The 25,964-nt window shown below is 69.4% G+C and carries 32 protein-coding genes; 15 read left to right on the forward strand and 17 right to left on the reverse strand.

All coding sequences use genetic code 11. The features are described from left to right. Positions 1-24: 24 nt before the first annotated feature. Both AB0H76_RS16595 and AB0H76_RS16600 read right to left on the reverse strand, forming a co-directional pair. Positions 25-855 (reverse strand): SDR family oxidoreductase, encoded by an 831-nt coding sequence (locus AB0H76_RS16595; protein WP_357323834.1) that lies wholly within the window; start codon positions 853-855, stop codon positions 25-27. 26 nt (positions 856-881) lie between these two features. Continuing rightward, positions 882-1,493: a TetR/AcrR family transcriptional regulator gene (locus tag AB0H76_RS16600; protein ID WP_357323837.1), complete on the reverse strand. Its 612-nt coding sequence runs from the start codon at positions 1,491-1,493 to the stop codon at positions 882-884. Positions 1,494-1,670: 177 nt separating this feature from the next. On the opposite strand from AB0H76_RS16600, the gene AB0H76_RS16605 reads away from it, so the two are divergent. Next, complete coding sequence (locus AB0H76_RS16605) at positions 1,671-2,762, forward strand: saccharopine dehydrogenase NADP-binding domain-containing protein (RefSeq protein ID WP_357323840.1); 1,092 nt, start codon at positions 1,671-1,673, stop codon at positions 2,760-2,762. Positions 2,763-2,864: 102 nt separating this feature from the next. Here AB0H76_RS16605 and AB0H76_RS16610 read toward each other — a convergent pair whose 3' ends face one another. Continuing rightward, complete coding sequence (locus AB0H76_RS16610) at positions 2,865-3,530, reverse strand: MspA family porin (protein WP_357323843.1); 666 nt, start codon at positions 3,528-3,530, stop codon at positions 2,865-2,867. A 57-nt stretch (positions 3,531-3,587) separates the two neighbouring features. Next, entirely contained in the window at positions 3,588-4,262 is a 675-nt protein-coding gene (locus tag AB0H76_RS16615) for an MspA family porin (protein ID WP_357323846.1), read from the reverse strand. A 489-nt stretch (positions 4,263-4,751) separates the two neighbouring features. Here AB0H76_RS16615 and AB0H76_RS16620 point away from each other — a divergent pair, with 489 nt between their 5' ends. Next, the gene (locus tag AB0H76_RS16620) at positions 4,752-5,315 is read left to right on the forward strand and encodes a hypothetical protein (protein ID WP_357323848.1); all 564 of its coding nucleotides are present in this window, start codon (positions 4,752-4,754) and stop codon (positions 5,313-5,315) included. Positions 5,316-5,416: 101 nt separating this feature from the next. Continuing rightward, positions 5,417-6,208, forward strand: a complete 792-nt coding sequence (locus AB0H76_RS16625) for an MIP/aquaporin family protein (RefSeq protein ID WP_357323851.1) — start codon at positions 5,417-5,419, stop codon at positions 6,206-6,208. A gap of 7 nt (positions 6,209-6,215) precedes the next feature. On the opposite strand, the gene AB0H76_RS16630 is transcribed toward AB0H76_RS16625, so the two are convergent. Next, positions 6,216-6,941 (reverse strand): hypothetical protein, encoded by a 726-nt coding sequence (locus AB0H76_RS16630; protein ID WP_357323853.1) that lies wholly within the window; start codon positions 6,939-6,941, stop codon positions 6,216-6,218. A gap of 124 nt (positions 6,942-7,065) precedes the next feature. Between AB0H76_RS16630 and AB0H76_RS16635 the strand changes: the two genes are divergently transcribed. From AB0H76_RS16635 to AB0H76_RS16645, 3 genes are all read left to right on the forward strand, one after another. Further along, positions 7,066-7,611 carry a dihydrofolate reductase family protein gene (locus AB0H76_RS16635; protein ID WP_357323856.1) on the forward strand — a complete coding sequence of 182 codons (546 nt, stop codon included), beginning with the start codon at positions 7,066-7,068 and terminating at the stop codon, positions 7,609-7,611. A gap of 109 nt (positions 7,612-7,720) precedes the next feature. Continuing rightward, positions 7,721-8,929, forward strand: a complete 1,209-nt coding sequence (locus tag AB0H76_RS16640; protein WP_357323859.1) for a glycosyltransferase — start codon at positions 7,721-7,723, stop codon at positions 8,927-8,929. A 117-nt stretch (positions 8,930-9,046) separates the two neighbouring features. Next, positions 9,047-10,081, forward strand: a complete 1,035-nt coding sequence (locus AB0H76_RS16645) for an AraC family transcriptional regulator (protein ID WP_357323862.1) — start codon at positions 9,047-9,049, stop codon at positions 10,079-10,081. Positions 10,082-10,102: 21 nt separating this feature from the next. Here the strand turns inward: AB0H76_RS16645 and AB0H76_RS16650 are convergent, their stop codons facing one another. The 3 genes from AB0H76_RS16650 to AB0H76_RS16660 all read right to left on the reverse strand — a co-directional run bounded on the left by AB0H76_RS16650 (position 10,103) and on the right by AB0H76_RS16660 (position 12,623). Then, positions 10,103-10,318 (reverse strand): DUF397 domain-containing protein, encoded by a 216-nt coding sequence (locus tag AB0H76_RS16650; protein ID WP_357323864.1) that lies wholly within the window; start codon positions 10,316-10,318, stop codon positions 10,103-10,105. A gap of 173 nt (positions 10,319-10,491) precedes the next feature. Continuing rightward, entirely contained in the window at positions 10,492-11,196 is a 705-nt protein-coding gene (locus AB0H76_RS16655) for a GAF and ANTAR domain-containing protein (RefSeq protein ID WP_357323867.1), read from the reverse strand. A 56-nt stretch (positions 11,197-11,252) separates the two neighbouring features. Further along, positions 11,253-12,623 carry a TIGR01777 family oxidoreductase gene (locus tag AB0H76_RS16660; RefSeq protein WP_357323869.1) on the reverse strand — a complete coding sequence of 457 codons (1,371 nt, stop codon included), beginning with the start codon at positions 12,621-12,623 and terminating at the stop codon, positions 11,253-11,255. A gap of 96 nt (positions 12,624-12,719) precedes the next feature. Between AB0H76_RS16660 and AB0H76_RS16665 the strand changes: the two genes are divergently transcribed. Next, positions 12,720-13,088, forward strand: coding sequence for an anti-sigma factor antagonist (locus tag AB0H76_RS16665; RefSeq protein WP_357323872.1), 369 nt, complete (start codon positions 12,720-12,722; stop codon positions 13,086-13,088). Here AB0H76_RS16665 and AB0H76_RS16670 read toward each other — a convergent pair. Continuing rightward, a complete protein-coding gene (locus AB0H76_RS16670) occupies positions 13,085-13,531 on the reverse strand; it encodes an ATP-binding protein (RefSeq protein WP_357323874.1) in 447 nt (148 codons plus the stop codon). The genes AB0H76_RS16665 and AB0H76_RS16670 overlap by 4 nt on opposite strands. 224 nt (positions 13,532-13,755) lie before the next feature. Between AB0H76_RS16670 and AB0H76_RS16675 the strand changes: the two genes are divergently transcribed. From AB0H76_RS16675 to AB0H76_RS16685, 3 genes are all read left to right on the forward strand, one after another. Continuing rightward, positions 13,756-14,367 carry a DUF664 domain-containing protein gene (locus AB0H76_RS16675; RefSeq protein WP_357323877.1) on the forward strand — a complete coding sequence of 204 codons (612 nt, stop codon included), beginning with the start codon at positions 13,756-13,758 and terminating at the stop codon, positions 14,365-14,367. 125 nt (positions 14,368-14,492) lie between these two features. Then, positions 14,493-14,648: a hypothetical protein gene (locus AB0H76_RS16680; RefSeq protein WP_357323879.1), complete on the forward strand. Its 156-nt coding sequence runs from the start codon at positions 14,493-14,495 to the stop codon at positions 14,646-14,648. A 12-nt stretch (positions 14,649-14,660) separates the two neighbouring features. Beyond that, positions 14,661-14,792 carry a hypothetical protein gene (locus tag AB0H76_RS16685; RefSeq protein WP_357323882.1) on the forward strand — a complete coding sequence of 44 codons (132 nt, stop codon included), beginning with the start codon at positions 14,661-14,663 and terminating at the stop codon, positions 14,790-14,792. Between the two features lie 40 nt (positions 14,793-14,832). Here the strand turns inward: AB0H76_RS16685 and AB0H76_RS16690 are convergent, their stop codons facing one another. The 3 genes from AB0H76_RS16690 to AB0H76_RS16700 form a co-directional block, all read right to left on the reverse strand. Next, positions 14,833-15,837: a HEAT repeat domain-containing protein gene (locus AB0H76_RS16690; protein ID WP_357323884.1), complete on the reverse strand. Its 1,005-nt coding sequence runs from the start codon at positions 15,835-15,837 to the stop codon at positions 14,833-14,835. After that, a complete protein-coding gene (locus AB0H76_RS16695; RefSeq protein WP_357326212.1) occupies positions 15,831-16,493 on the reverse strand; it encodes a HEAT repeat domain-containing protein in 663 nt (220 codons plus the stop codon). Before AB0H76_RS16695 ends, AB0H76_RS16690 begins: the two co-directional genes overlap by 7 nt. 74 nt (positions 16,494-16,567) lie before the next feature. Next, positions 16,568-17,479, reverse strand: coding sequence for a LysR family transcriptional regulator (locus tag AB0H76_RS16700; RefSeq protein WP_357323887.1), 912 nt, complete (start codon positions 17,477-17,479; stop codon positions 16,568-16,570). 141 nt (positions 17,480-17,620) lie between these two features. On the opposite strand from AB0H76_RS16700, the gene AB0H76_RS16705 reads away from it, so the two are divergent. Further along, entirely contained in the window at positions 17,621-18,367 is a 747-nt protein-coding gene (locus tag AB0H76_RS16705; RefSeq protein ID WP_357323890.1) for an SDR family oxidoreductase, read from the forward strand. Positions 18,368-18,408: 41 nt separating this feature from the next. Beyond that, the gene (locus AB0H76_RS16710) at positions 18,409-19,599 is read left to right on the forward strand and encodes an MFS transporter (protein ID WP_357323892.1); all 1,191 of its coding nucleotides are present in this window, start codon (positions 18,409-18,411) and stop codon (positions 19,597-19,599) included. Positions 19,600-19,673: 74 nt separating this feature from the next. Here AB0H76_RS16710 and AB0H76_RS16715 read toward each other — a convergent pair whose 3' ends face one another. Next, on the reverse strand, positions 19,674-20,015 hold the full coding sequence (locus AB0H76_RS16715) for a hypothetical protein (RefSeq protein WP_357323895.1): 342 nt from the start codon (positions 20,013-20,015) through the stop codon (positions 19,674-19,676). 375 nt (positions 20,016-20,390) lie between these two features. Here AB0H76_RS16715 and AB0H76_RS16720 point away from each other — a divergent pair, with 375 nt between their 5' ends. Genes AB0H76_RS16720 through AB0H76_RS16730 form a run of 3 tightly spaced genes read left to right on the forward strand, consistent with a single transcriptional unit; the run spans position 20,391 to position 21,814 of the window. Further along, positions 20,391-20,618 carry a hypothetical protein gene (locus AB0H76_RS16720; RefSeq protein ID WP_357323897.1) on the forward strand — a complete coding sequence of 76 codons (228 nt, stop codon included), beginning with the start codon at positions 20,391-20,393 and terminating at the stop codon, positions 20,616-20,618. A 55-nt stretch (positions 20,619-20,673) separates the two neighbouring features. Then, positions 20,674-21,342 carry an HAD family hydrolase gene (locus AB0H76_RS16725; RefSeq protein ID WP_357323900.1) on the forward strand — a complete coding sequence of 223 codons (669 nt, stop codon included), beginning with the start codon at positions 20,674-20,676 and terminating at the stop codon, positions 21,340-21,342. Positions 21,343-21,385: 43 nt separating this feature from the next. Then, positions 21,386-21,814, forward strand: a complete 429-nt coding sequence (locus AB0H76_RS16730) for a pyridoxamine 5'-phosphate oxidase family protein (RefSeq protein WP_357323902.1) — start codon at positions 21,386-21,388, stop codon at positions 21,812-21,814. 9 nt (positions 21,815-21,823) lie between these two features. Here the strand turns inward: AB0H76_RS16730 and AB0H76_RS16735 are convergent, their stop codons facing one another. From AB0H76_RS16735 to AB0H76_RS16750, 4 genes are all read right to left on the reverse strand, one after another. Beyond that, complete coding sequence (locus tag AB0H76_RS16735) at positions 21,824-22,324, reverse strand: SRPBCC family protein (protein ID WP_357323905.1); 501 nt, start codon at positions 22,322-22,324, stop codon at positions 21,824-21,826. A gap of 91 nt (positions 22,325-22,415) precedes the next feature. After that, complete coding sequence (locus AB0H76_RS16740) at positions 22,416-23,072, reverse strand: DUF305 domain-containing protein (RefSeq protein ID WP_357323907.1); 657 nt, start codon at positions 23,070-23,072, stop codon at positions 22,416-22,418. Position 23,073: 1 nt separating this feature from the next. Next, positions 23,074-24,648 (reverse strand): hypothetical protein, encoded by a 1,575-nt coding sequence (locus AB0H76_RS16745; RefSeq protein ID WP_357323910.1) that lies wholly within the window; start codon positions 24,646-24,648, stop codon positions 23,074-23,076. Between the two features lie 175 nt (positions 24,649-24,823). Next, positions 24,824-25,930, reverse strand: a complete 1,107-nt coding sequence (locus tag AB0H76_RS16750; RefSeq protein WP_357323913.1) for an epoxide hydrolase family protein — start codon at positions 25,928-25,930, stop codon at positions 24,824-24,826. Positions 25,931-25,964: the final 34 nt, after the last annotated feature.

A 25,964-nucleotide genomic window follows, 5' to 3' on the forward strand; every position in this document is an offset into this window, starting at 1 on the left:
GCGGGGGAGTCGTTCGCGTCTGGACTAACTCGCGCGCTGCATGGCGATTACGCCACCGTCGACGAGCAGGTCGGTGCCGGTGATGAACGAGGCGGCCGGGCCGAGCAGGAAAGCGACCGCGTCCGCGATGTCGGCGGCGGTGCCGACCCGTCCGGTGCCGGAGCCGGCGATCATCGCCCGCATGATGTCGCCGTGTTCGCCGTCCAGTTCCCGCTGGCCCATGGCAGTGGCGATGACGCCGGGACTGACGCTGTTGACCCGGGCACCGCGCGCACCCCACCGGGTGCTCGCCGCCTGCACGCGGAGCTGATTGCCGCGCTTGGACACGCTGTAGGCAGCGCCCCGGTCGGTGAGGCCGCTGACGATCGGCAGCTCGCGCAACTCCTCGGGCGCGACGACGGCGAGTTGCTGTTCGATCTGCGGGTCGAGGGCAGCCCCGTAGGCGGCCATGCTCGAAATGACCACTGCCGCACCGCCGGGGGAGATGACCGCACCGAACTCTTCGAGCACGAGAGCGACGCCCAGGAGATCGACCGCCACGATGGCGGCGACCGGCGCCTGCACCGGCGACAGCCCCGCGGTGTGGATGACCTCTGCCACCCGCCCGTCCATCGAAGCCGCGGTGGCGAGCGCGGCGACCGATGCGCGCGAGGACACATCGACCACGTGGGTCGCGACATCGAAACCCTCACCGCGCAAGTCGGTACCCGCGCGTTGCAGGGCCACCTCATCGAAGTCGGCCAAGACCAGGCGGCGACCGGCACCCTGCCTGCGGGCGATGGCCACGCCCATTCCGCCCGCGCCGATCACCACCACGACGCTTCGATCACGTTGTGCCGCTGCACTGTCAGACATACGAGACTCCTAGTGAATATTTGGGATCAGGCTTGGATGCCCTGGAACACGGTGTCGACGAGTTCGGCGACGAACGCCGGGGACAGGGCCTGCCGGGTGAGGATCCGGTAGATCAGCGCGCCCACAATGGTTTCGGCGGCGGTGTCCACCGGCGCTCCCGGTGTCAGCTGACCGGCGTCCACGCCGCGGCGCAGGCGTCCGGCCAGTGCGGCCTGCGTCGCACCGGTGATCTGCTCCTGGAACCGGGCGGCGACGTCGGCGTCTTCCGCGGTGGCGGCGGTCGCGGCCCGCACGAGTGCCGCCGCTCCGGGTTCGACGCTGTAGTCGGCGAACGCCCGCGCCCAGGCGGTGATGTCGCGGCGGACGTCGCCGCTGTCCTGGATATCGATGCCGGGACTGAAGACATAGCCGAGCAGGATGCCTTCGGCCACCAGTGCGCTCTTGGACGGATACCAGCGGTAGACGGTCTGCTTGCCGACTCCGGCGGCCGCGGCGACGCGGTCGATCGACAGCTTGTCGTAACCGTGCTCGGCCAGCTGGTCCCGGGTCGCTTCCAGAATCGCGCGCCGCGCGGTCTCACTGCGAGTGCGCCCAGGGCGGGGCCCCGGGGGTGGTGTCCCCGCCGATCTCGCAGCCATACCGGAACGCTCCTGCCTCAACTCAATACGAGACAAAGTGTCTCGCATTAGTGGCGGAGTGGCAAGTGGTTCGACATACCGGTGCCGGAGTGCACGATAAGAGAGTGAATGACTATGTGTCTCAATACCTGACGTGCTAGACATGTCCAACGACGAGCAGAAGCAGGTAGGACGGCGATGCCGAAGATCGTAGTGTTCGGGGCGACCGGGTATACCGGTCGATTGACCGCCGAAGTTCTTGTCGCGGGCGGCGCCGCACCGGTGCTGGCCGGGCGTAATGCCACAGCGCTGGCGAAACTCGCCGCCGACCTCGGCGGCGTGCGGACCGCGGTCGCCGATGTCAGCGATCCCGCGTCGGTGCGGGCGCTGCTCGATCCCGGCGATGTCCTCGTCACCACGGTCGGGCCGTTCTTGCGGCACGGCGCGGCGGCGCTGGAGGCGGCGCTGGCGGCGGGCGCCCACTACATCGACTCCACCGGCGAAGGTCCGTTCATACGAACCGTTTTCGAGCGGGATCACCAGGCCCGCGCGGCCGGGTCGGCGCTGTTGACCGCGTTCGGATTCGACTATGTGCCGGGCAATCTGGCCGCCGGGCTGGCGCTGCGGGACGCACCCACCGCCGTGGCCGCCGACGTCGGCTACTTCATGCGGAGTCCGGGCACCAGCGGCGGCACGCGCGCCTCGATGGCCGGGATGCTGTTCGAATCCGGCTTCGCGCTGCGCGGCGGACGGGTTGTCACCGAGCGGACCGGGGCGCGGGTGCGCTCCTTCGATGTCGCAGGCTCTGCCCGCACCGGTGTGTCGATCCCCGGCTCGGAGCATTTCGCGCTGACGCGTTCCTACCCGGACCTGCGCGAGGTCGACGTCTTCCTCGGTTTGCCGCCGCTGGCGGCGCAGGGGTTGCAGGCCGGATCGCGGTTGACCGCGGGTGTCGCGCGGATCCCCGTGGTCAAGCGCGGGCTCGACGGTGCGCTGGCCCGAATCGTCAAGGGCTCCACCGGCGGTCCGGGTGCCGAGGCGCGAAACCGCACGCGATCCTGGGCCGTCGCCGAAGCGCGCGACGCCGCCGGACAGACGCTGGCGAACGTCACCCTCGCCGGTGGCGATCCCTACGATTTCACCGCGGCGATCCTGGCGTGGGCGGCTCGGACCGCGTTGGACGGTGGACTACTCGGCACCGGCGCGCTGGGCCCGGTCGACGCGTTCGGCCTGGACGCGTTGCAGGCCGCGGTCCTGGCAGCCGGGTGGACTCGAAGCTCCGGCAGCTGAACCGTTCGATCCCGGATCCGCTGCTGCACCACCGGAACTCGAATCGGCACGGCGGTCCGGGCTCGGCGACCAGTCTGTGATCACCGAGCCCGACCGTGGTGCTCAGCCGAGGCTGAAGGGCTGTCCCCACAGGGTAACGACGGAAACGCCGTGCGCGCCACGGACTTTCACGATCACGAAGGCGCGCGCCTGGGCGTAGCCCGCGCACCCGTCGAGAGCCAGGGTGGTATCGGCCCAGTTGACGCTGCCGGTGGGCCCGCGGAACGAATTGGCGCGGCTGTGCTCTTCGTCGCCGTAGTCGTCGGGGGCTTCCAGATCCAGGATCATGTGCCGGCCGGTCTGCCCGGGGCCCAGGGTGAGCCGGCCGCCGGCGGTCGAGGACGCGGAGGCGTTCTCGCCGTCCGTGGTGCCCCGGGCCGTGCCGTTGACCCGGCCGCCGCCGATGTCGACCTGGCAGCCCACGATGTAGCCCGGTGCGATCTTCGCGCCGACCGAGGACCGGTCGCCGCCGGTGAGTTCCACCTGCGCGGTCCCGGAAACCCAGGTGTTGCGATGCAGCGGCGTGCTGCCCAGCGACGGGTTGATGACCGCCGACTCGCCGACCAGCCGCACGGTGATCGACATGCCGTTGGGCAGCTCGCGGGTGAGTTCGCCGCCCGGCAGCGGAATGAAGGTGTCGGCGCTGGCGGCCCCGGTGGACAGCAGGCCGATAGCGGTTGCTGCGGCGGCCAGCCCGGAGACGGCCGCGCTATTTCTGCGGTTGAACATGTAGCTATAACCCTTCGAGGGTTCGGTGCGGATTGAGGTGCTGCGGTCGATGCCGGATCAGCCGATGCTGAACGGCTGCCCGTAGAGCGTCGTCTTCCAGTGGCTCTCGCCGATGATCTCGAGGTTCGTGTACGCCCGGGCCTGCGCGTAACCGGCGCACCCTTCGATCGACATCTCGACGTCGGTGTAGTCCACGGAATACGTTCCGGGCTTGACGATGTCGGCGCGCTCGAGCTGCACCCAGCGCACCTCACCGGGGCTGAGCCGGACCCCGATCGAGCCACTCACCTTGGCCGACTTGAGGGTGGCGCCGACGGAGCCGCCCGCCGAGATCGCGTCGTCACCGATGCTGACCTGGCAGCCGATGATGTAGCCGGTGTTGAGCTGGGAGGCGCCGAAGGTGGCGGAGTTGTTGCTGCCCGGGTCGTTCGAGGGCCCGGAGTCCGGACCGACCTTGCCCTCCGGCGTCTCGGTGACCTCGGCGACGACCAGGCCCGACACCCACACGACGCGACCGGCGCCGTTCGCGGCCAGGGACGGCGACACCAGGGCGCTCTCGCCGGTGCGGGTGATGATCGCGCCCGGCGCGGTCTTGTGGCCGTCCGGCAGCGGTACGAAGACATCGGCGTGCGCGGCGCCCGGCGCGAACAGTCCGACGGCCGCGACCGTCGTGCCCACAATGCCGAAAGATCGCTTGAGCACGGTGGATCCGGTGCTCGGAGTAGTTCTCATCTCTACCTGACTTCTCTCGGGGTATGCCCGAGGCAGTGTTGTCATCAGCATGCGTATTCGGCGGGGGTAACGCCGATCACACGTAAGAGAAGTTAGCCTAACCTGATTGGACGTGTACATGCCGGGGTGTAACCAGGGTGGCGAGATATCGCGCCGCGCAGCGGCTTTCGAGGGCTTCCGAATTCGCGCGCCGAGTGGTTTTCTGTGGTTGAGCAGCGGCAAATACGATCCGTTACCCTGGTCGCTGCATAGAGAGATCGCTCGAGGTTAGGAAAACATGGGAAGCACCGCGCTCGACATTGTCGCTTTGATCACCAACCGCGCTGCGGCATTCTGGAATTGGCTGGCCACCGGCTCCGCGGGATTCCCTCCGCTGTGATGCCACGCTAGCCAACTCTCGGCGAAACCCCCTGGTCTGTCCCTCCTTCGAGGGCATCGGACGGGGGGTTTTCTCATGCGGACTCGCGGTTGCCGACGTATGTTGTGCCCATGAGCATTGGTGGCGAGCGGGTCCGGCCGCCGCGATGGTTCGTCTTCACCCAGGGCACGCTCACCGTGATCGTCGCCGTATTGTGCCTGGCGCTGTGCTGGTCGCTGGCCTCGCAGGGCGGTTTCGTTGCCAAGGCGCTGCTGTGGGCGGCGCTGGTGGGGTTCGGCCTGACCGCCTCGGTGCTCGGGCTGATCGGTCTGGTGCGCTACCACGCGATCCAATTGTGCCTGGCCGCACCGCTGTTCATCGGCGCGCTGGCCGCGCTGGTCTGGTACGCGATTCCGGAACGGGCCGGGTGGGAGGTCAGCCGCGGGATTCTGCAGGACCAGGCGGTCGAGTGCGTGGGTCCGGGGGAGCGGACCCGGTTGGGCGTCTACCTGATCCGCTTTGTGGAACGCCGCGATGGCGGCTGCCTGTTCTATACCGACGGGGCGGATCTGGATCGTTCCGGCTTCGCCTACTTCCCCGACAACCCGCCACCGGTCCTGGGCCGGCCGCAGGGTCCGGGCATCGGGTACGAGACCTTCGACGGCGATTGGTACCGATTTACCGAGAACTCCTGAATTTCCCGCCGCCACGCGCCTGCTGAGCAGTAGCTGAAGATCGTTTGAGGTTACTGTCGAACCGCTGAGTCAGTCGGAGGGGTGGGCGAAACGGAGGCGCGGTGGAGCTCGGAGCGGTATTTGTCGGTGAAGCGATCGGTACGGGCGTCCTGGTTCTCCTCGGCGCGGGTGTTGTTGCCAATGCATTGCTGGTGAAGTCGAAAGGCTTCGACGGCGGCTGGTTGATGATCAACTTCGGCTGGGGCCTCGGTGTCATGGCGGGTGTCTATCTGGCATTCAAAACCGGCGCGCATCTGAATCCGGCGGTCACCCTGGGCATTTTGACCAGTGGCGCCGATGTCTACGCGCCGGGCGTGACGGTAAGTGTGGAAAGCACCGTCGTTTATATCGCCGCGCAGCTCTGTGGCGCGTTCGTGGGCGCCTGCCTGGCCTATCTCGCCTACAAGAAGCATTTCGACGCCGAACCCGACGCCGCGAAGAAACTCGCGGTGTTCGCCACCGGTCCCGAAATCCGCGACTATCGCTGGAATCTGCTCACCGAGGTCATCGCGACCTTCGTGCTGGTGCTGGTGGTGCTCTCGTTCGGGCACACGCCCTCGGGGCTGGGGCCGCTCGCGGTCGCGCTGCTGGTCGTCGGCATCGGCGCCTCGCTGGGCGGGCCGACCGGCTACGCCATCAACCCCGCCCGCGACCTCGGCCCGCGCCTGGCTCATGCCGTCCTGCCCATCGGCCGCACCGCGCGCACCCCGGTCCGGGTCGGCGCGCATCCCGAGGCAGATCCGGGCGCGGCCCAGCCGGCCGGCTCCAGCGATTGGAGCTACGCCTGGGTGCCGGTGCTCGGCCCCGCCCTGGGCGGCATCCTCGCGGGTGTGGTCTCCCAGTTCGTGTTCTGAGCGGATCTCAGCTCGCGCGCGGCCCGATCCACAGCGCCTCGGACAGCGCGCACAGCTCGCCGTCCGGGGTGGCCAGCGCGACGCCGACGGTGAACTTGCGCCCATCCTGGCGATCCGCCCAGGCGTACGAAATGTAGTCCGCGCCAACGGAAATCGGTTGCAGCTGGGTCGCGGTGAGTGCGGCGGTGACGGCGCCGGGCCGCATGCCGAGCATGGTGATGGCGGCCCAGCCGCCGGGGCAGTCCAGCAGCGACCAGACGTGCTCGGGGCCGAGGGTACCGTCGGCGCCACCGAGCAGCGGGTCGGGCGTCCAGGCGCCCGCGATGAGTTCCTGGCCCGGCACCTTCGTGGTGAACAATCGCATCCCGCGACCCGGTGCGCACTCGGCCCCGCAGCCGAAACAGTCCGTGCTCGGGCGGTCGGCGGTGGTCGCCGCGGCCGCACTGGCGGCCTGCGCCTGGGCCCACGACGGCACCGGCGGCGGGGTGATGGTCACCGTCGCTTTCGCCGTCTCCGCGAGCAGCAAGCCCTCGGCGGTGGTCAGCACCCGATCTCCGGAGTCGGTGGCGCGCACCGTGAGCGGGGTCTCGATCGGCACCGGCGCCCGGAAATCGACTCGCAACTCGGTCGGATCCGCGGAATGCGCGGCCAGCAGCCCGGCCACATATCCGCCGAACGCGACCTCCGGATATCCGTGCGCGTACCCCGGAATCCGGACCGCCACCTCAACCATTCAGCACAACCCCTTCACCCACTCGCGATCGAGATCGACCCTACCGAGCCGCCCCGACAACACGAATTCTCTCGCTCGGAAACCTTGACAGTAGATGTCAAGGTTGTGCGGCAGGATTGCGGTTATGGCGACTCAGTACTACACAGCGACCAGTCTCGACGGCTTCCTGGCGGATCAGAACAATTCGCTGGATTGGTTGTTCGAGGTGGAGGACGACGGGCAGACCGAAGGCGAGACTTCCGGATTCGTAGCGCAGGTCGGCGCGCTGTGCATGGGCGCGACCACCTATGAATGGGTGCGAGCGAACGACGGGGCGGAGTCGTGGGCGAAATGGTACGGCGATCTGCCGTGCTGGGTATTCACCCATCGCGACCTCCCGGCGATCCCGGGCGCGAATCTGCGGTTCGTCTCCGGGGAGGTGGCCTCGGTGCACAAGGAGATGGCCGAGGCCGCGGGGGCGAAGAACATCTGGCTGATGGGCGGCGGTGAACTCGTCGGGCAGTTCGACGACGCCGGGTTGCTGGACGAGATCATCGCGTCGGTGGCGCCGGTGACGCTGGGCAGTGGCGCGCAGTTGCTGCCGCGCCGAATTCCGGCTTCGCGGCTGCGGTTGACCGAGCTGAAGCAGTTCGGTCAGTTCGCGATGCTCACCTATCAGGTGCGGTCGTAATTCCTCCCCTCTTCAACGTATAGCGCACCGGGGGGCTTGCGGCAAGACCCGGGTAGTGGCGCAGAATCGTCGAGCCAAAGCCACTACCTGCAGAAACGAGGGTCACGAAGTGCGTGTGTTGTTGACGACGGTGGGGTCGCGGGGCGATGTCGAGCCGGTGGCGGCGCTCGCGGCGGCGTTGCGGGGACTCGGTGCGGAGGTGCGCGTGTGCGCGCCGCCGGACGAGGACTTCGCGGCGCTGCTCGCGCGCGTCGGGGTGCCGCTGGTGCCGCTCGGGCCGACGGTGCGCTCGGTGGTCGCGGGGACGAAGCCACCGACCATGGAGGACGCGTTCCGGTTCGCCGCGGAGTTGGTCGCCGCCCGGTTCGAGAAGCTGACGGCAGCGGCCGAAGGGTGTGACGCGATCGTGGCGACCGGGCTGATGCCCGCCGGTGCGCGAGATGTGGCCGAGCAGTTGGGTATTCGCTACGTCTACGCGTCCTACCAGCTCTACGGTCTGCCGTCGCCGTATTTCGGTCCCGGCGCGCGGCCGGGCAAGCAGTCGCCGGGGGCCGAGACCGACAATCGCGCGCTGTGGAAGCAGGACGCCGAGCGGGTCAACGCCCTCTACGGCGGCCCGCTCAACACCCATCGGGCCGCGCTGGGATTGCCGCCGATCGACAACGTCCGCGACTACGTGTTCACCGAGCAGCCCTGGTTGGCCGCGGATCCGACGCTGTGCCCGGCCGAAGGACTGACCGATTTCGATCTGATCCAGACCGGGGCGTGGATCCTGCCCGACGACCGCCCGCTCCCGGACGAGCTGGAAACCTTCCTGTACGCCGGAAAGCCGCCGGTGTACATCGGATTCGGCAGCATCGCGTCCTATCTCCCGAAGGACATCGCCCAGGTCGCCATCGCCGCGGTGCGTGCGCAAGGCCATCGTGTGGTCTTGGCCCGCGGCTGGGCCGGGCTGACCGCGGTCGACGAGGCCGCCGACTGCTTCGTGGTCGGCGAGGTCAACCAGCAGGCGTTGTTCGCCCGGGTCGCGGCCGTCGTGCACCACGGCGGTGCGGGCACGACGACGACGGCCGCGCGGGCGGGCGCGCCCCAGGTGGTGGTGCCCCAGATCGCGGACCAGCCGTTCTGGGCGGCCCGCGTGGCCGAGCTGGGTATCGGTGTGGCACACGACGGCCCGGCCCCGACCGTCGATTCGCTGTCGGCCGCGCTCGGCGCCGCGCTGGCCACCGCGCCACGCGCCACGGCCGTGGCGGCCATGATCGGTACCGATGGGGCGACGGTCGCGGCGAAACTCCTGCTCGACACCGCGGGAACATAGTCGAACGGGCGTCCAATTCGCTGAAACGGCAAGTCATCCGGGCTCTCGGTCTAGAATTGACCGGCTGGCGTGGGGAGCCGGCCGTAGTACCGAGCCAACCGTTTTGCGAGGAGCCGTGTGGCGGATGAACTGGTAAGTCTGCGTCCCGTTACCAGTGTCGCCCTGCTGGTGGAGTACGCCGTCGGGCGTGGCCTGAGCACGGCCGCGGTGCTGCGCGGCACCGACGTCTCCGAGTCACAGCTGAACGAACCCGCGGGTGAAGTGATGCTGGGCCAGGAACTGGCGGTGCTGCGCAACATCGTCGCCGGTCTCGACGACGAACCCGGCCTGGGATTCCTGGCCGGGTTGCTCTGCCATCCACCGAGTCTCGGCGTGCTCGGGTTCGCCTTGCTGACCAGCCCGAGCCTGCGCCACGCCTTGGAAATCGGCCTGCGCTACGCGGATCTGTCCTTCACCGCCGCCGCGCACACCCTGCACGACGAGGGCAGCGAGGTCCGGATCAGCCGCGACGATCAGGCTCTGCCGCCGGAGATCCGGCGCTTCGCGCTAGAGCGGGATCTGGCGGCGATCTCCACGATCCAGCAGGATCTGCTGGCCACCCGGATTCCGGTGGAGCGGGTGGAGGTGCAGTTCGACGCGCATCCCGTCTACGAGATGTTCGGCGCCGTCCTGGGCGTCGAGAACATCAGGTTCAACGCACCGCAGACGGCGCTGGTCGTGCGGACCAGCGTGCTGCAGTTGCCGTTGCCGCAGGCCAATGTGGCGAGCGCGCGCATGTACGAGCAGCAGTGCGCGGAACTGGTGCAGCGCAGGCGCAGCCGGGTCGGCATCAGCAAGCAGGTGCGCCAGCTGCTGGTCCGCGAGGGCGGCATGGCCGACCAGTCGCGGATCGCGGTCGCGTTGAATCTCAGTGTGCGCACGCTGCGCCGGCGCCTCGCCGACGAGGGCACCTCGTTCCGAGAACTCAGCAACGAGACCCTCGGCCTGCTGGCCGAGGAATTACTCGGTGCCGGGCTGACGGTGGAGAACGTGGCCGACCGCCTCGGCTACTCCAGTGTGTCCGCCTTCACCTCGGCCTTCCGCACCTGGCACGGTTTGTCACCGGGCAATTTCGCCCGGGTGAAGCGGGGGCTCGCGCCGGTCAGCGCGTGAATTCTCCTTCGCGGCTCGTGATTACGCGGGAATGAAGTTCGAGGTGCGCGCGCCGAGCAGGAAGGCGTTCCATTCCGCGGGTGTGAACACCACGACCGGGCCGTGGTCGTCGTCGGTGGTGTTGAACACCGCGATCGATCCGTCGGGCAGGGTGCCGAATCCGACGCAGGCGCCGTCGGGTCCGCAGGCCGCCGCCTTGAACACCGCGATGCCTTCGAGGTCTTTTTTGCGGATCATGGCGAAACTCCTTCACTCTCGTGTTTCCGGCATCACGAAGTGAGGGGGTTGATCGGAAGGCCCGCCACCTCGCGATACGTCATCCACCGAGGACCAGGGCGGAAACAGGAAACGAATCGGGCACTGCGGGACGCGGTGCTCGATCCAGTCTCCCTATCGGATTACCCGAGGCGTCACAGGCGCAAACCCGCGTCCACCACGGCGTGCGCGACCGCGTACAGCCGGGCCTGGTGATCGCGGGAGTAGCGCCGGATGACCTCGAAGGCGGCGTCGGTGGTGATGCCGCGGTCGTTGGCGATGATGCCCTTGGCCTGCTCGATCACGATTCGCGACCGCAGCGCCTGCTGCAGCTGTTCGGTCAATTGCTGCTGCTGGTGACGCTTGTCGGCGTTGATGACGTAGCCGGTGGCCATATCCGCCAGCACGCGGGCGACCTCGAGATCCGGGGCGGACCAGGTGCGCGCGGGCTCGCTGTAGAGCTCGATGGTGCCGATCTTGCTGTCGCTGAGGTGCATCGGGATCGCGGCCACCGCCTCGATCCGCTGGCGCAAGGCGACCGCGGTGTAGCGCGGCCACCGCTCGACATGGGTTCGCAGGCTGTTCACGGCGACCACGTTCCCGGTCGCGTGTGCCTGCACGCAGGGGCCCTCCTGGGTGATCTCCTGATTCCGTTCGATGGTGGCGAGCCGCTCGTTGTGGGCGACCATGAACCGCAGCCGCCCTTGGGATTCCATGGTCACCCCCGCCCCGGTCAGGCCGAGCACGTCGGTGACGCTCTGCACGAGCCCGTCCAATGCGGTCGCCACGTCGTACTCGGTGGGTAGTAATTGGGCGAACCGGGACAGGGCTGTCATCAGTGCCTTGCCGTCGACGGGCACGGACTCACCTCGCTGCGTCTCTCGTTCACGGTGAGGACTACCCGGTGGCGGTGTCCCTACGCCGGCGAACCGGAGGCGGCGCTCGCCCGGCCGAGCAGGTGGGCCAGCGCGGCGTCCAGATCCGGTGTGCGGAAGCGGTGTCCGGCCGCGGTGAGTCGCGTGGGGGAGACGCGCTGGCTGGCGGTGGCGAGTTCGCGTGCGCCCTGCGAGCCGAGCAACAGCGCTGGCCCGAAGGCCGGGACCGGCAGCAGCGCGGGGCGGTGCAGGGTGGCGGCCAAGACCCGGGTGTAGTCGGTGTTGCGCACCGGATTCGGGGCGACAGCGTTGACCGGGCCAGACAGTGAATCGTCCCACAGCGCACGGTGATACACGTCGATCAGATCGTCGATGCCGATCCAGGACAGCCACTGCAAGCCGTCACCGATGCGGCCGCCGAGCCCCGTGGCGAACAGCGGCCGCAGCAGGCGCAAGGTGCCGCCGCGCGGGGACTGCACGATGCCGGTGCGCACATTCACCACGCGGGTGCCGGCTTCGGCGGCGGGGCGGGTGGCGTCCTCCCAGGCGGCGACGACGTCGGCGAGGAAGCCGTCGCCGCGCGCGCTGTCCTCGGTGAGTGTTTCGTCGCCGCGGTCGTAGCCGTAGAAACCGATCGCGGAGGCGCAGACGAAAGTGCGCAGGCCGGTGCGTGCGGCTAGCTCCGCCAGCGCGCGGGTGGGGGCGAGCCTGCTGTCGGTGATATCGCGCCGGTGCTGCTCGGTGAACCGGCCCGCGATCGAGGCGCCCGCCAGGTGGATCAGCGCGTCGACGCCGTCGAGCAGGCCCGGGTCCGGATCGGCCGGATCCCACTGCCGCTCTTGCGGTGTGCGCGGCCGGTGGCGCACCAGCCGCAGCACGGTATGGCCGCCGGTGCTGAGGAAGGCGCTCAGTGCGTCACCGACCAGCCCCGAGGCGCCGGTGACCGCGAAGGTCGAGCTCCCCAGGCCGTGCCGGGCGGCCTCCTGGTGCGCGGCCAGGTCGTCGGCGAGCTGCCGATAGCGATAGTCGAAGGTGGAGTTCAGGATCGCGGCCGGCACGGGCGTGTCCACCCGGTCGATGACGCGCGTGTGCTCGTCGTCCACCGCTTCGAATTCGTGGGTGTGCCGCCAGCGCATCGCGAGCGCCGCGGGCAGCGAGGCCAGGCCGTCGCGGGCCAGTTCGTCGGCGAAGCGGTGCGGCGGATCGAAAGCCCGCCGGTCGTGCCGGGCGATCCAGCGCAGGCCACCCGGCAGGCGCAGGACGGCGCGGCCGTCGGCCAGCGAGTCCGCCTCCTCGACCAGCGACAGCGGTTGCCACGGCGGTGAGAGCCGGGTGAAGGCGCCCGGCCGGGCATACCAGTCGAATACCTGCCGCAGCGGTGCGGGAACGACGCTCGAACGTTCGATGCCCATGTCTCGACTGTAGTAGCCCCGCGGCCGCATGCGTCGCTTACGCATCGTTTCGGATCGGCGCGGACCCGTCGGTGGCGGCCTCTATAGTTGCCGACCATGAGTGAGCATGAAGAGCTGCCGGGCCCGACCCTGTGGGTCGAGATCCGCATGGTCGGCGAGGTCGCCGTCGTCGCGATCCGCGGCGAGGTCGACACCGACACGGCAGCGCAGCTGGCGGCGGCCGTGCGAGGCGGCCTGGAACGCACTCGCGCCGGATACTGCATCCTCGATCTGACCGACGTGCGCTTCCTGGGCGGCGCGGCCCTGGAAACCCTCGCCGCGACCAGCCGCGAAGCCGAGAACCGCCGGGAACCACTGCGCATCGTCGTCGATGCCAACCGTCCGGTGATCCGTCCCCTCGAAATCACCGGCCTGGAAAAGGTTTTGGCGCTCTATCACACCGTCGAGGAGGCCTTGATCGGCTAGGAGCCGGGGTGCTTCGGAGCCGCGCCCATCGGGGGGAGGCGGGGGTAGTCGAGGGGGAGTTCGGCCCAGACCGTCTTGAATCTGCCGTAGTGGGCGATGCCCCAGGAGGTGGCGATGCGGTCGAGCAGGATCATGCCGCGGCCGCCCGTCGTATCGGGGGTGCGCAGGTGCGGGTCGGCGGGGTTGCTGTCGTCTACCTCGACGCGCAGCCGGGCCGGGGTCGTGTGCAGGCCGAGGCGGCAGCGCCAGGGTGGGCTGCCGTGCTCGCGGGCGTTGGCGACCATTTCGTCGATGATGAGGATCGCGTCCTCGACGACGACGCTGGTGTCGGGCGCGAGCAGCGCACGGACGGCATCCCGGATCTCCCAGGCCGGCGTGGCGTCGAGATCGAACTCCAGGGCCTGTTCATCGCCGCCCGGGACTTGCCATGCGGGAGTCGTCACCACATTCACCTCCGCTCGCCGCACATCTGAGACAACGCCTGGCTACCCACTATTCGCGCGGAGAAACGGTAGCTGCGCGAGGACGGATCTACCTGGTGGCGTGGCATGAGCGTATCTGTAGCGGAAACGAGCCCCGTCACGGGCCGAGGTCGGTAGGTCCGGCCGGGGCCGTTCGAACGGGTTACGGCGCAGGCGATCTTCTCGGCGGCGAATAGGCTCGGGGGATGGCCGACAGGGAATGTCCATGGGAACCGCCGCTCGCGGGGACCGAGGTCGAGCATCTGGTGGGCGCGCTGGAGCGGTTGCGCGCGACGTTTCGGTGGAAGGCCGGGGGGCTTGATGTTGCTGGGCTGGGCGTGCGTGTCGGTGCTTCGGCGCTGACGCTCGGTGGGTTGCTCAAGCATCTGGCGCGGGTCGAGGACGAGTGTTTCGGCACGAAGCTCAACGGGACACCGCTGGGGCCGCCGTGGGACGGTGCGGATTGGGACGCCGAGCCCGAGTGGGATTTCACCTCGGCCGCCGAGGACAGTCCGGAACAGTTGTATGCGCTGTGGGATGCCACGGTCGAACGATCAAGGGCCACTCTGGATTCGGCGTTGGCGCGGGGCGGGCTCGAGCAGCGGGCGCATATTTCCGAGCGGATCGGCAGTGCGGTCAGCGCGCGCCGCCTCGTGTGCGACCTGATCGAGGAGTACGGCCGGCATACGGGACATGCCGACCTCCTGCGGGAGGCGGTGGACGGGCTCGTCGGTGAGGATCCGCCGCCGGGGTGGCGGGCGCCGAGTGCGGCCGAGTCGGTCGGTGTGGCGGATCCGTCGCCGGAGCCCGGGTGGTGAGTTCCGTCCGTGGTAAGTGGCGCGTAGTTCTTCGTAGGTGATTCTGCTGAAAATGACTTGGGCTCGTTACTCATCAGACACAATCAGAATAAGTTAATGAGTATTCTAGTCCTAGGAGCGCGATGATGCGTACCACTTTCCGGCTCGCGGCGGCCTCGGTCGCCGCCGCTACCCTTGTTGCCGCGGCGGCGGGAGCGACGGCCGAACCGATCGAGACGTCGCCGATCGCGGCGGGAATCGGTTCGGCGGCAGTGGATTCCGGATCGGCGGCGGCGCAGTAGGGGGCATGGCTGTTGCAGCAGGGCAACGTCATCGGCCTGCTGGTGCTGTTGGTCGTCACGCCGTTTCAAGCGTTGACCGGCGGCGTCTGTGACCTGGCCACGCTGTCGGCGCTGCCGAATCCGTGCCGGGCGGGAGCTCGGTGAGCACACCGAAAGACGTTGCGGTACAGCGCTTGACGTAGATTCAGCGCTCGCTGAGCATGTTCGCGAACGCCGACGCGATGAGCGCCACGGCCGGGTCGGCGTCACCGGCGAGCTGCCGCAGGACCTCCAGCGCGGTGGTCCCCGGCATTTCGGCGAGTGCCTGAGTCAGCCGGATCCGGGCCGCGGCGTCCGCTCCGGGTGCTTCGAGCGCCTCGACGAGCCAGCTCATGATCCGGTCCGCCCACCGCGCGTCCTGGGCCAGCGCACCCAGCAATTCGCCCGCCTCGACATCGTTCGGTCCTTCGACCACGGTCGCGACGAGTTCCGGCACGGCCGCGGTGACGCCGCGCGCACCCAGCGCGAGAGCGGCATGGCGGCGGACAGTGGTGTCGGTGTCCCGCATCGCCTCGGTGAGAGCCGCGGTCACGTCCTCGCCGGGCAACTCCGCGAGCGCCAGCACCGCACGCCGCCGGACCTCCGGCTCCGGCGCGGTCAGCCCGGCCGCCAGGGTCGCCACGCCGTCGCCGCCGGCCCGTGCGATAGCCCACCGCAGGGCTCCCGCGACGTTCGGATCGGACTCGGTGAGCAGCGCCTCGGCCAGCAATTCGGTAGGGGCCGAGGTGTTTTCCGTCGGGGCCAGCACCGCCTGTAGCCGCCGGGTGGCGTGCTGGGAACCGAGCCCGCGCAGGAGTTCGACGATGCGCAGCACGTCCTGCCAGCTGCCGGGCTCGGCCGCGTCGACCGTGCGGAGCCGTTCGAGGAGTTCTCGTTCCCGGCGTAGCCGGTCCTCGGTCCGCTGGATGAGGTCGGCGACCAGGGTGGCCGGGGTGAAGCCGGAATCATCCAGGGCGCCGGCGATTTGGGCCAGGGACAAGCCCAGGGTGCGCAGGCCCTCGACGTAGAGGATCCGGCGGATGTCCTCGGGGGAGTACTCCCGGTATCCGCCCACGGTGCGGCCGGTCGGGCGCACCAACCCGAGGGCGTCGTAATGCCGCAGCATTCGCGCGCTCACCCCCGAGCGGTGCGCCACCTCGCCGATCAGCACGTGGCGGCCCGCTCCGGACCGAGTGCCGCGACGCGCTTCGCCTCGTCGATGTCGAGGTGGAATCCGGCGTCCGGGTCGCGCAGGAGTTCCGCCGTGGCGCGTGCGTGCGCCCGAACCTCCGGATCCGCGCGCGTCGACGCCGCCTCCAGGACGGGCTCGACCACCGTGCCGAGCGCGACCAGTGCCCGGCTCAGACTCAGCCGCAGCTGCCGGTCACCGCGGCCGAATTGCGTGGCCAGCTCGGCGGCCAGCCGCGGTTTCTCCGTGTCGGGTACGAGCACGACGGCCGTGCGCCAGGCACTCCGCGCGACCTCGTCGTCGGCGTCCCGCAGTAACGACGGGGTGATCGAGGGCCAGGCCGCCGGGTCCGCGATCTTGGACAGCGTGTGCAGCGCCTGGCTGCGCGCCTGCGCGGTGCCGGAGCCGAGTTCGGCGCGCAGCTTCGGCACCGTCAGCTCGGCCGCGTGCCGGGTCAGCGCCCAGGTGAGCATGTCCCGCACGAAGAAATCCGGCTCGACCGCGCAGCGCGCGACGAGGGCGTCGACGAAACCGTCCTCCGGATGCGTGCCGGCCGCCAAGGCCGCTTTCAGCCGGATCGAGGAGCTCGCCGCGGCCAGCGCGTCGAGCAGTTGGGTGTGCTGTGGTGTCGCGTTGATGGGTACCACCTCCGACAGACAGAGAACACCTTCTCACTGTGACAATGTCAAGCTCATCGCGCCCGCCCGGCGGTTCAGTCGGTCTCCGCTGCCCAGCCGGTCACCGCGCGCACCTCGGCGATCATTCGGGCGATCAAGGGCTGACTGGTCTGCCCGGTCCACACCAGCGCGAGTTCGGAAACGTCCGCGTCCTTCACCGGCCGCCACTCGACCGTGGACGCGGGGATCCAGCGGCTCAGCGGTTCCGGGGCCAGCCAGACGCCCTTGCCGCGGGCGACCGCCAGCAGGCAATCCTCGATCGTGGCCTGCCTCGGACCGCGTGGCGCGGCGGTGCCGTCCGGGCGCGGGTCGGCGAGCCAGTGGCACAGATTCTCTTCGGAGAGATAGATATCCGGTCGCAGGACCGGCTCGTCGGCCAGGTCGGCGAGGGTGACGGCGTCCTGCTCGGCCAGCCGGTGGCCGGCGGGCAGGGCGACGGCGCGCCGGTCGCCGCGCACGACGGCGTGCTGGAATCGGTTGTCGCCCAGCGGGAGCCACATGAACGCGGCGTCGACCGCGCCGGTCAGCAGGAGGTCGCGCTCCTCGGGTGGGGTCCGGACGGTGGTCAGTTCGACTTCGAGCCCCGGCACCGCGGCTTCCATCGCGTCGGCGACCTCGGTCGCGAACAGGGCGGTGGCGTAGGGGCAGCACGCCACCCGCAGCGTGCCCAGCCGGCCGCGGTCGGCGGCGCGCACCCGGTCGGTGAGCGCGCCCAGATCGGAGATCACCGCGCTGCCGCCGCGCCCGAGCTCGTCACCGGCCGGCGTCAGCAGCACCCCGCGGGAGGTCCGGACCAGCAGCGTCACGCCCAATGCCCGTTCGAGCTGCTGGATCTGGGTGGACAGCGTCTGCTGGCTCAGGTGCAGCCGGGCCGAGGCGCGGGTGATGTTCAGTTCCTGGGCCACCACCAGGAACGACTGCAACTGGCGGATATCCAGGTCGATCACGCGCACGAGGTTATCGGACCCGGGGCCACCGGCGGGAACCGAGATCGCCGGTGGCAGGCACCGGAAACTTCTGTTTCCGCCCGCGCCGGGCGCGCAGCAGGCTGGAACCCGACCACCGACCTCCGAAAGGGCTGCGCGCACATGACTTCCACACTCCCGACCCGCGATCTCGAGGGCAAGGTGGCGATGGTGGTCGGCGGCAGCCGCAATCAGGGCGCGGCCTGCGCCGAACTGTTCGCGGCGCGCGGCGCCACCACGGTGATCAGTTACGCCCAGGGCGAGCATGCCGCGGCCCGGACCTTGTCGGCCTTGGACCGGCACCGGGTGAGCGCGGAGGCGATCCGCTCGGACGCGACGCGATCCGCCGATGTGGACACCCTGTTCGGCGGTGTGGTGGCCCGGCACGGCCGGCTCGACATCGTGGTGCACACCGTGGGCGCGGCACTGGGAAAACCGCTGGCGGACAACACCGACGCCGATTTCGACCATCTCATCGACCGCAATACCCGCAGCGCCTTCAACACGCTGCGCGCCGCCGCCCATCATCTCGCCGATCACGGCCACTATGTGGCGCTGACCAGCGCGCTGACCACCGGCATGCCCGCGGGGCTCGGGTTGTATTCGGCGGCCAAAGCCGCGGTCGAACGGCTGGTGCTGGCGGGCGCGCACGAACTGGCGGCGCGCGACATCACCGTCAACGCCGTCGCGCCCGGGCTGGTCACCGATTCCTTCTGTCCCGGTATGGATTCCGCGGCCTTCGTGCCGCGGAATCTGCGCGGCCGCCTGGGGCAGCCGGAATACACCGCGCGGGTGGTCATGTGGCTCACCAGCGCTGCCGCCGCCTGGATTTCCGGGCAGACCATCCGGGTCGACGGCGGCCTCTACTGATCTCGGCACTTCTCTGGAAATTCACAGCTAGGAGCATGGAAATGTCTGTTGCCACACCACCTCTCGCCGACGCGACGGAGCGGGTGCCGCTGCGGCGCTGGTTCGCCGTGGCGGGCGTCGCGCTGGGCACGTTCTCGGTGGTGACCTCCGAGCAGTTGCCCGTGGGCGTGCTGTCCGCGGTCGGGGACTCGCTGCACGTCTCCGACGGCATGGCCGGGCTGATGGTGACCGTGCCCGGCCTGGTCGCCTCCGCCACCGCGCCGCTGCTGCCGGTCGCGATCGGGCGGCTCGATCGCCGGATCGTGCTGCTCGGGCTGATCACGTTGATGGTGGTGGCGAACCTGCTGTCGGCGTTCGCGCCGAGCTTCGCGATCCTGCTCGCCGCGCGCTTCCTGGTCGGGATCGCGATCGGTGGTTTCTGGGCGCTCGCGGCCGGAATCGCGGTGCGCATGGTGCCCGAACGCTATGTGCCGCGGGCCACCGCGATCGCCTTCGGCGGCGCGACGGCCGCGAACGTGCTCGGTATCCCGGCGGGCACACTGATCGGCGAACTCGCCGACTGGCGGGTCGCGTTCGGCGTGCTGGGTGGCCTGGGCCTGCTGGTCGTGGTCACGTTGCTGCTGCTGTTGCCGACGATGCCGGCCACCGAACCGGTCCGGCTGCGCACCCTGGGCGAACAGTTCCGCAATCCCGTCGTCCGGGCCGGTGTGTTGGTCACGTTCCTGCTGGTGAGCGGCCACTTCGCCGCCTTCACCTTCGTCAGCCCGCTCTTGCAGTCGCACAGCGGAATCGACAAGCAGCTGATCGGCCCCGCCCTGCTGGCCTTCGGTGTCGCGGGCATCATCGGCAACTTCGTCACCGGTGCGGCCGCCGGTCGCGAGATTCGCGCCACGGTTCTCGCGATCAGCGCGCTGCTCGCCACGATGCTGGCCGTGTTCGCCCTCGCCGGCGGGACCCCGATCGTCGCGGTCGTGCTGCTCATCGCCTGGGGTCTGGCCTTCGGCGGCATCCCGGTCGGTGTGCAGACCTGGATCCTGCGCGCCGCACCGGGTTCCACCGAAGCCGCGACCGCGCTCAACACCGCCATGTTCAACCTGGCTATCGCGCTGGGCGCGTTGTTCGGCGGGCTACTGACCGACCATGTCGCACTGACCGCGGTCCTGTGGTTCGGCGCGGCGCTGAGTGCCCTTGCGGCCCTTGCGGTGTGGCGCACGCCGAGCGCGCGGCACTGAGCCGCTGAAACGCCGTGAAGAGCCGGTCCGCGACGCTGCGGGTCGGCTCTTCGGCGAACCGGTCGAGTCGATGGTCAGGGGCAGTGGTTGCTCGGCTGCGCCGCCGCGGTGACGGTGCAGGCGAGCCCGCGTAGCTCGGACGGGATCAGGTAGGGGGTCCGGTGGCCTTCGAAGCTGTCCAGGATGACGCCGTCCGGCCAGCAGACCAGGTAGCGCAGCCAGTAGCGCTCCTGGGCGTCGTCGGCGCCGGGGGCCGGTAGATCGCGCTGGGTGCGGTGGGCGAGTTCGTCCAGCGCGGCGGCGACCTGGGCGGGGCTGCCGGAATTGCCGATGTGCCACCAGCATTCGAGGAGTTCGCCGGCGCGGGTGATCTCGACCATATAGATCAGCTGTGGGGCCGTCTCCAAGGTGGTCATAGCGGACACGGTGCCAGAAGCAGACCGCACGGTCCAGTACATACGCTGGCGCGTCCTGGTCTTTCGGAATGAAAGGCTCGGGTCGCATTCAGGCCACGACAAAATCCGTCCATCCCGGACGCATCGTCACAGGTAAGAGTGCCGAAAGTGCCGATTTCGCGTGCGCACCCGGGGCCTTGCCGCGCGCGGCCGGGTCGGCTATATCTTGAAGTGGCAGGGCGCGGAGGTCCGCGTCCTGCTGGTAATTGCCCTCTGTCCGGTGCGGTTTCGGCCGCCCGGGTGGAGGTGATTGCGCATCGGCGCTGATGCACGATCGCCCTGAGAGCCCTTTGTCCTCGTGCAGCGGGCCGCCGAAGCGATGGAAGGAGCCGCGTGGTGCCCAGTCTGGAACAACGATTCAACGCGTTCGTGGACCTGCTGCGCGAGCTCGACGGCCCCGTCGCGCGCGCCGAGGCCACCAAGTTGCGCACCCGGCTGGAGGCGCTCGATTTCGAGTTGCGCACCACGATCGTCGCGGGTGATCGCTACGACGCGCTGCTCGCGCGCCGCCAGGAAGCCACTCGCCTGGTCGATGCCCTCACCTTCTCCGACACCCGGTACTGATCTCCGCGCTACGGTCGAGGCAGACATCGCGTTCGACCCAGTCGAGGAGGTTGTAGTGCCCGATCCCGCAGCGGTTCTGTTCGACGTCGACGGCACGCTGGTCGATTCCAACTATCTGCACGCCCGGGCCTGGCACTCGGCCTTCCGCGAGGCCGGCGTCATCGTCCCCACTTGGCGCATCCACCGCGCCATCGGCATGGACGGCGCGACGCTCATCCAGACCTTGGCGGGCGACCTGGACGACAAGGCCGCCGAGCACGCCGACGAGCTGCACTCTCGCTTCTACCGGGAAAGCGCCGACGAGCTGACGCTGCTGCCCGGCGCCCGCGAGGTGCTGGCCGATCTGCACGACCAGGGATTGCGCGTGCTGCTGGCCAGCTCCGCGGCACCGGACGAGCTGTCGATCCTGCGCAAACTCCTGGACAGCGAGTCCGTGCTCTACGCCGTGACCAGCGGCGAGGATGTCGACACCGCCAAGCCGGATCCGAGCATCGTGCGGGTCGCCCTCGAGCGCGCCGGTGTTCCCGCGCGGCGGGCGGTCTTCGTCGGCGACGCGGTCTGGGATGTGCGCGCCTGCGCCGCCGTCGGCGTACCGACGGTCGGCGTGCTCAGCGGCGGTATCTCGCGGGCCGAACTCCAGGACGAGGGCGCGGCCTTCGTCTGTGACGACGTCGCGCACCTCCTGCGCGAGGTCGACCGCAGCCCGATCGCCCCGCTGCTCTGATCCGGCGTCAGCGCCGCAACCACTACCTGACGAAAGGGTCTAGATGAGTGCCGATCCCGGTTCGCTGACCATCGAGGATCGCGAGTTCCTCGGCCGCCCCCTGTACGGCTTCCTGTCCGTGGCCGGGGCGCCGCTGCCGCCGCAGCCGCGGCCGGTGTGGTTCGAAGCCACCGACGAGGGTGCGATCCAGCTGTTCACGGGCTCGGACACGCTCAAAGTGCGGCGGCTGGAGCGTGATCCGCGGGCCTCGATCGTCGTCGCGGCCCCCGTGGGCGAGCGTGAGCGCTGGATCTCGGTCGCCGGTAATACGACGGTCGAAACCGAGGGCGCGCACGACCTGGTCGCCCGGCTGGCCGCGCGCTACTGGGACCTCGAGGACCCGGTCCGGGCCGGCGAGCTCGAGGAAATGCTGGCCGCGGCGCAGGTGCGCCTGGTCATCCACCCGGACAAGGTCAGCCGTTTCACGAATTGACCGCGCGGATCACGCGGTTTCGAGCTGCTTCTTCAGGTTGCGCAGCGTGCGGTGGATGTTCTTGGCCTGGAACTGCGAGAACAGGTCGCCGCCGGTGGCGATCCGGTCGAAGACCTGCACCGCCGCGTTCGGCCACCCGCCGCGATCGTCGGTCCAGGTCTCGGTGACGCGGGTGCCGCCGTCCTCGGGGGCGAAGCGGTACTCCCAGCTGGCGATCGCGCCCCGGAACCGGGGCTTGCGCACGCCGATGGCCTCGACGCGGAACGCGAAGCGCTCGCCCGGGTCCGCCGCGGTGACCACGCACCGGGTCACCCACTTCGCGAGCCCGCGCTTGTTGACGCCCTCGAATTCCATGCCCACGTAGCTGGATTCGCGCGGCTCGCGCACGGTGGCCCCGAGATTCTCCGGGCTCCACCGCCCCATCAGCGTGGGATCGCTGAGCTGCCGATAGACGACCAAGGGGTCCACGGCGATATAAATGCTGTCGAAGACCGACATTTCGCGGTTCACGGTTAACCCTTCACTGACTGATCGTTGTCGACTCGACCCTATCCGACCCCGGGTGTACGGCGTATACGCACGTCCGAGCCGGTTTGCGCGGTCACGGCCCCGGGTCCGGGGCGAGCTGGCCGAGCATGACGCTCATGACGCCGGCCTCCTGGCTCTGCGCCTGGAACATCGAGCGCGCCGTCTCCTTGACCGGCCCGCCCCGCAGCAGCCGGTCGGCGGCCTCGGTCATGCTCATGCCGCCCTGATGGTGGCGAATCATCAACCGCAGGAACAGGATCTCGGCGTCACGGCCCTTGGCGGCCGCGAGCGCGTCCATCTCGGCCATGGTCGCCATGCCGGGCATCGCACCGGCTTCGGTCGCCGTCGAGGTGCCGGAGTGCTGATGTGCCGCACCGGCTTCGGTGCGCATCCAGGCCATCGGGCGGGACGGCATCGGCGACGCGTTCGCCAGGCGCAGCCAGCCGAGCATGGTGCCGATCTCCATGCGCTGGGTGTCGGCGAGCTGCTGGGCCAGGCGCCGCACCGGCGCGCTCGCGGCCGGGTCCAGGCGCTGCACCATCAGCAGGGCCTGCTGGTGGTGGGCGGTCATGTCCTGGGTGAAGCCGACCTCGACGGTGTCGAGAACCTCTGCGGCCGTTGGGTTCTCGTCGACGACGAGGGGTCGCAGGGCCGCGCCGAGCACGAGCAGGGTGAAGCCGGTCGCGACCAGCGCGGCGATCCGGAACCGCCCCGGCAGCGGGCGCGGCACGCTAGGACCCGACGATCGACTGCTGGTCCGCCGGCGCGGAATACACATCGTTGTCCAGTTGCAGCACCATGAACCCGTTGTCCGAGCAGGAGACGTAGAGCTGGTTGCCGCGCCATTCCGGCGGCGAGAAGCACCAGTCGGTGGACATGTCGCCGAAGGCGACCTTGCCGGTGCGCGGGGTGAGCGCGTCGTAGGGGTTGAAGGTGCCGTCGAGCACCGTGCGGGCCAGCGGCAGCGAGGTCATGAACGGGACGCCGATGATGGAGGCCAGGGCGTGCGGGGAGTTCCAGAGCTCGAGGTTGCGGCCGGTGCGGGCGGGCGGATTGAAGTAGGCGATCTCGCGGATGGCGAACGGGTCGCGAACGTCGAAGACCCGGATACCGGAGGAGATCCAGCCGCAGGCCAGGGCGGTGGGGTTGTCGGGGCGGTCGGCGGCGCAGTAGTGCGACTCGTAGGCGAAGATCGACCCGCCCATGGAGGACCCGATATTGCTGTCGATGTGCTGCGGCAGATTGATCTCCAGCTTCACCTTGGCCGCGACCTTCGGCTTGGTGTCGTTGGCGATATCGATGAGTTTGACGCCGCCGGAACCGCCTTCGTCGACGGTGTACAGGTACGGCTTGCCGTCGTAGGTGACCGGAATGCTGTGCTGGGTGGCCCAGCCGTCGGTCCAGAACGTCCGGCCGATGTGCTGCACCTGCGGATTCGGGTCGCGCCGCTGCACGGCGCTGATGTCGAGCACGGTGAAACCGCCGAGCGCGGACAGATACATGCGGTTGCCGTCGGGACTGATGCCGAAGCCGTGCGCCTCGATGCCGGTCAGGCCCTGCCAGACCACGCGCGGGTTGGCCGGATCGGCGATATCGACGGCGCTGACGAAGCCGGGCGCGATCCCCGAGGCCCAGTAGGTGTTGCCGTCGGGGGAGAAGCCGCCCTCGTGCGTGGTGATCGGCAGCGGCATCAGCAGATTGGTGCCGGGGCCGGGATTGAGTAGTCGCGGGTGCGCGCAATCGGAGATGTCGTAGATCGACAGATAGCCGACGCCCTCGGCGACTGGGACACCGGTGCCGACGAGCAGCTTCCGATCGGCATCGACCTTCAGGCTTTCCCAGGTGCCGGCCAGCATGGCGGGCTCGGTGAGGTTGGCGGTCGGGCGCGGGTTGGCCGGATCGGAGACGTCGAGCACCTGCACGCCGCGGCCCTCGCTGATCAGGTCGCCGGGAAAGAACGAGCCCATGTAGGCGCAGTGCTCGAAGCTGGTGGAGGTGATGCCGGCGCCGCGACCGGGGAAGTTGCCCAGCATCGACATGTTGCAGCGATACCCCTGGGTGCTGCGGCCGCTGTCGCGGTCGGCGGCCGGGACGTCGCCTTGCAGACCGGATTCCGGCATCGAGCCGGGCCCGCAGTCGGCGCGCGGCACGGCGGTGCGCCCGAGATCGAGGAGTTCTTGGACGGCATTGCCGATATCGGATTGCAGGTCGGCCGACGCGCTGTTCGGCAGCACCATGGCGGCGAGCACGCCGACGGTGAGCAAGGCCAGCGGCCTGGTGCGGCGTGGTCTCGGCAGTGAGCGCATCGTTGCGTCCCCCAAAAACTTTCGTTGGTTGCGGTCCTCCGCGCAACCGACTCAGACGGTTGCACGAACTGACTGCATGGTAGTAACTGCCGGTAACTTAGGGAACGGTTTCGGGCAATCCGCACCACGATGTGGAACGACCCGGCGCGTGGCGCCGGGTCGTTCGGGGTGACTGTCACAGACTCCCGAAGAACTCCCGGATGTCGGCGACCACCAGCTCGGGCTCCTCCAGCGCGAGATAGGCGCCGCCCCGATCGAATTCGGTCCAGCGGGCCACCTCGGCATCGCGCTCGGCCCAGCGCCGGATGGTGACATCGCCCGCGGACACCGCGAACGCGGTCGGCACGGTGACCCGCTCCTTCGGCCCCCAGGCGCCCGGGTCGTGCGCCACATCGTGGTAGCTCTGCGCGATGGAACCCGAAGTGGCGGTGAACCATTGGATGCTGACGTCGGTGAGCATCCGGTCCTTGGCGATGGCCTGCTCGGGCAGCTCGATGCCCGGGGTGCTCCACTCCTTGAACTTCTCCACGACCCAGGCCAGCACGCCGATGGGGGAGTCGTCGAGGGCGTGCGCGATGGTCTGCGGGCGGGTCGACATCATGACGTTGAACCCGAAACCGTCCTGCATGAACCGCTCGACGGTGGCCATCCGGGCCTGCTCGGTCTCGGTCAGGCCCTCGAAGTCCTCGCCCGGCATCGCCACGTAGGCGTTGACGTGCAGACCGGTCAACCGCTCGGGCACCTGACGGCCGAGTTCGAGTGCGACGTTCGCGCCGCCACCGCCGCCGTGCGCGCCGAAACGGTCGTAGCCGAGCCGGGTCATCAGCTGCGCGAAGGCCGCGGCGACCCGCGGAACGGTCCAGCCGGTGCTGGTCAGCGGGGTGGAGAAGCCGAAGCCGGGCATGAACGGCACCACCAGGTCGAAGTCCCGCGACAGCGGCTCGAGCAGTTCGAGCAGGCCCATCGCGCCACCCGGGTTGTCGTGCAGCAGCAGCAGGACCGGCGCGTCCGGCCGGCTGGCGCGGATGTGCTTGAAGTGGATCGGCTGGCCCTCGATCTCGGTGATGAACTGCGGGTGCCGGTTGAGCTCGGCTTCGACCTTGCGCCAATCGAATTCGTTCGCCCAGTACTGCGCGAGACCGCGCAGGTAGTCGACCGGAACGCCCTTGCTCCATTCCGCGCCGGGCAGCGCCGGCGTCCAGCGGGCCCGGGTGAGCCGCTCGCGCAGATCGTCGAGATCGGACTGGGCGATGTCGATCTGGAAGGGGCGAATGTCGTTCACGATCTTCTCCTTGGAACGGAATGGTTTGTTCTGA

This window comes from Nocardia sp. NPDC050712, assembly GCF_040654295.1.
Taxonomy (GTDB): Bacteria; Actinomycetota; Actinomycetes; order Mycobacteriales; family Mycobacteriaceae; genus Nocardia.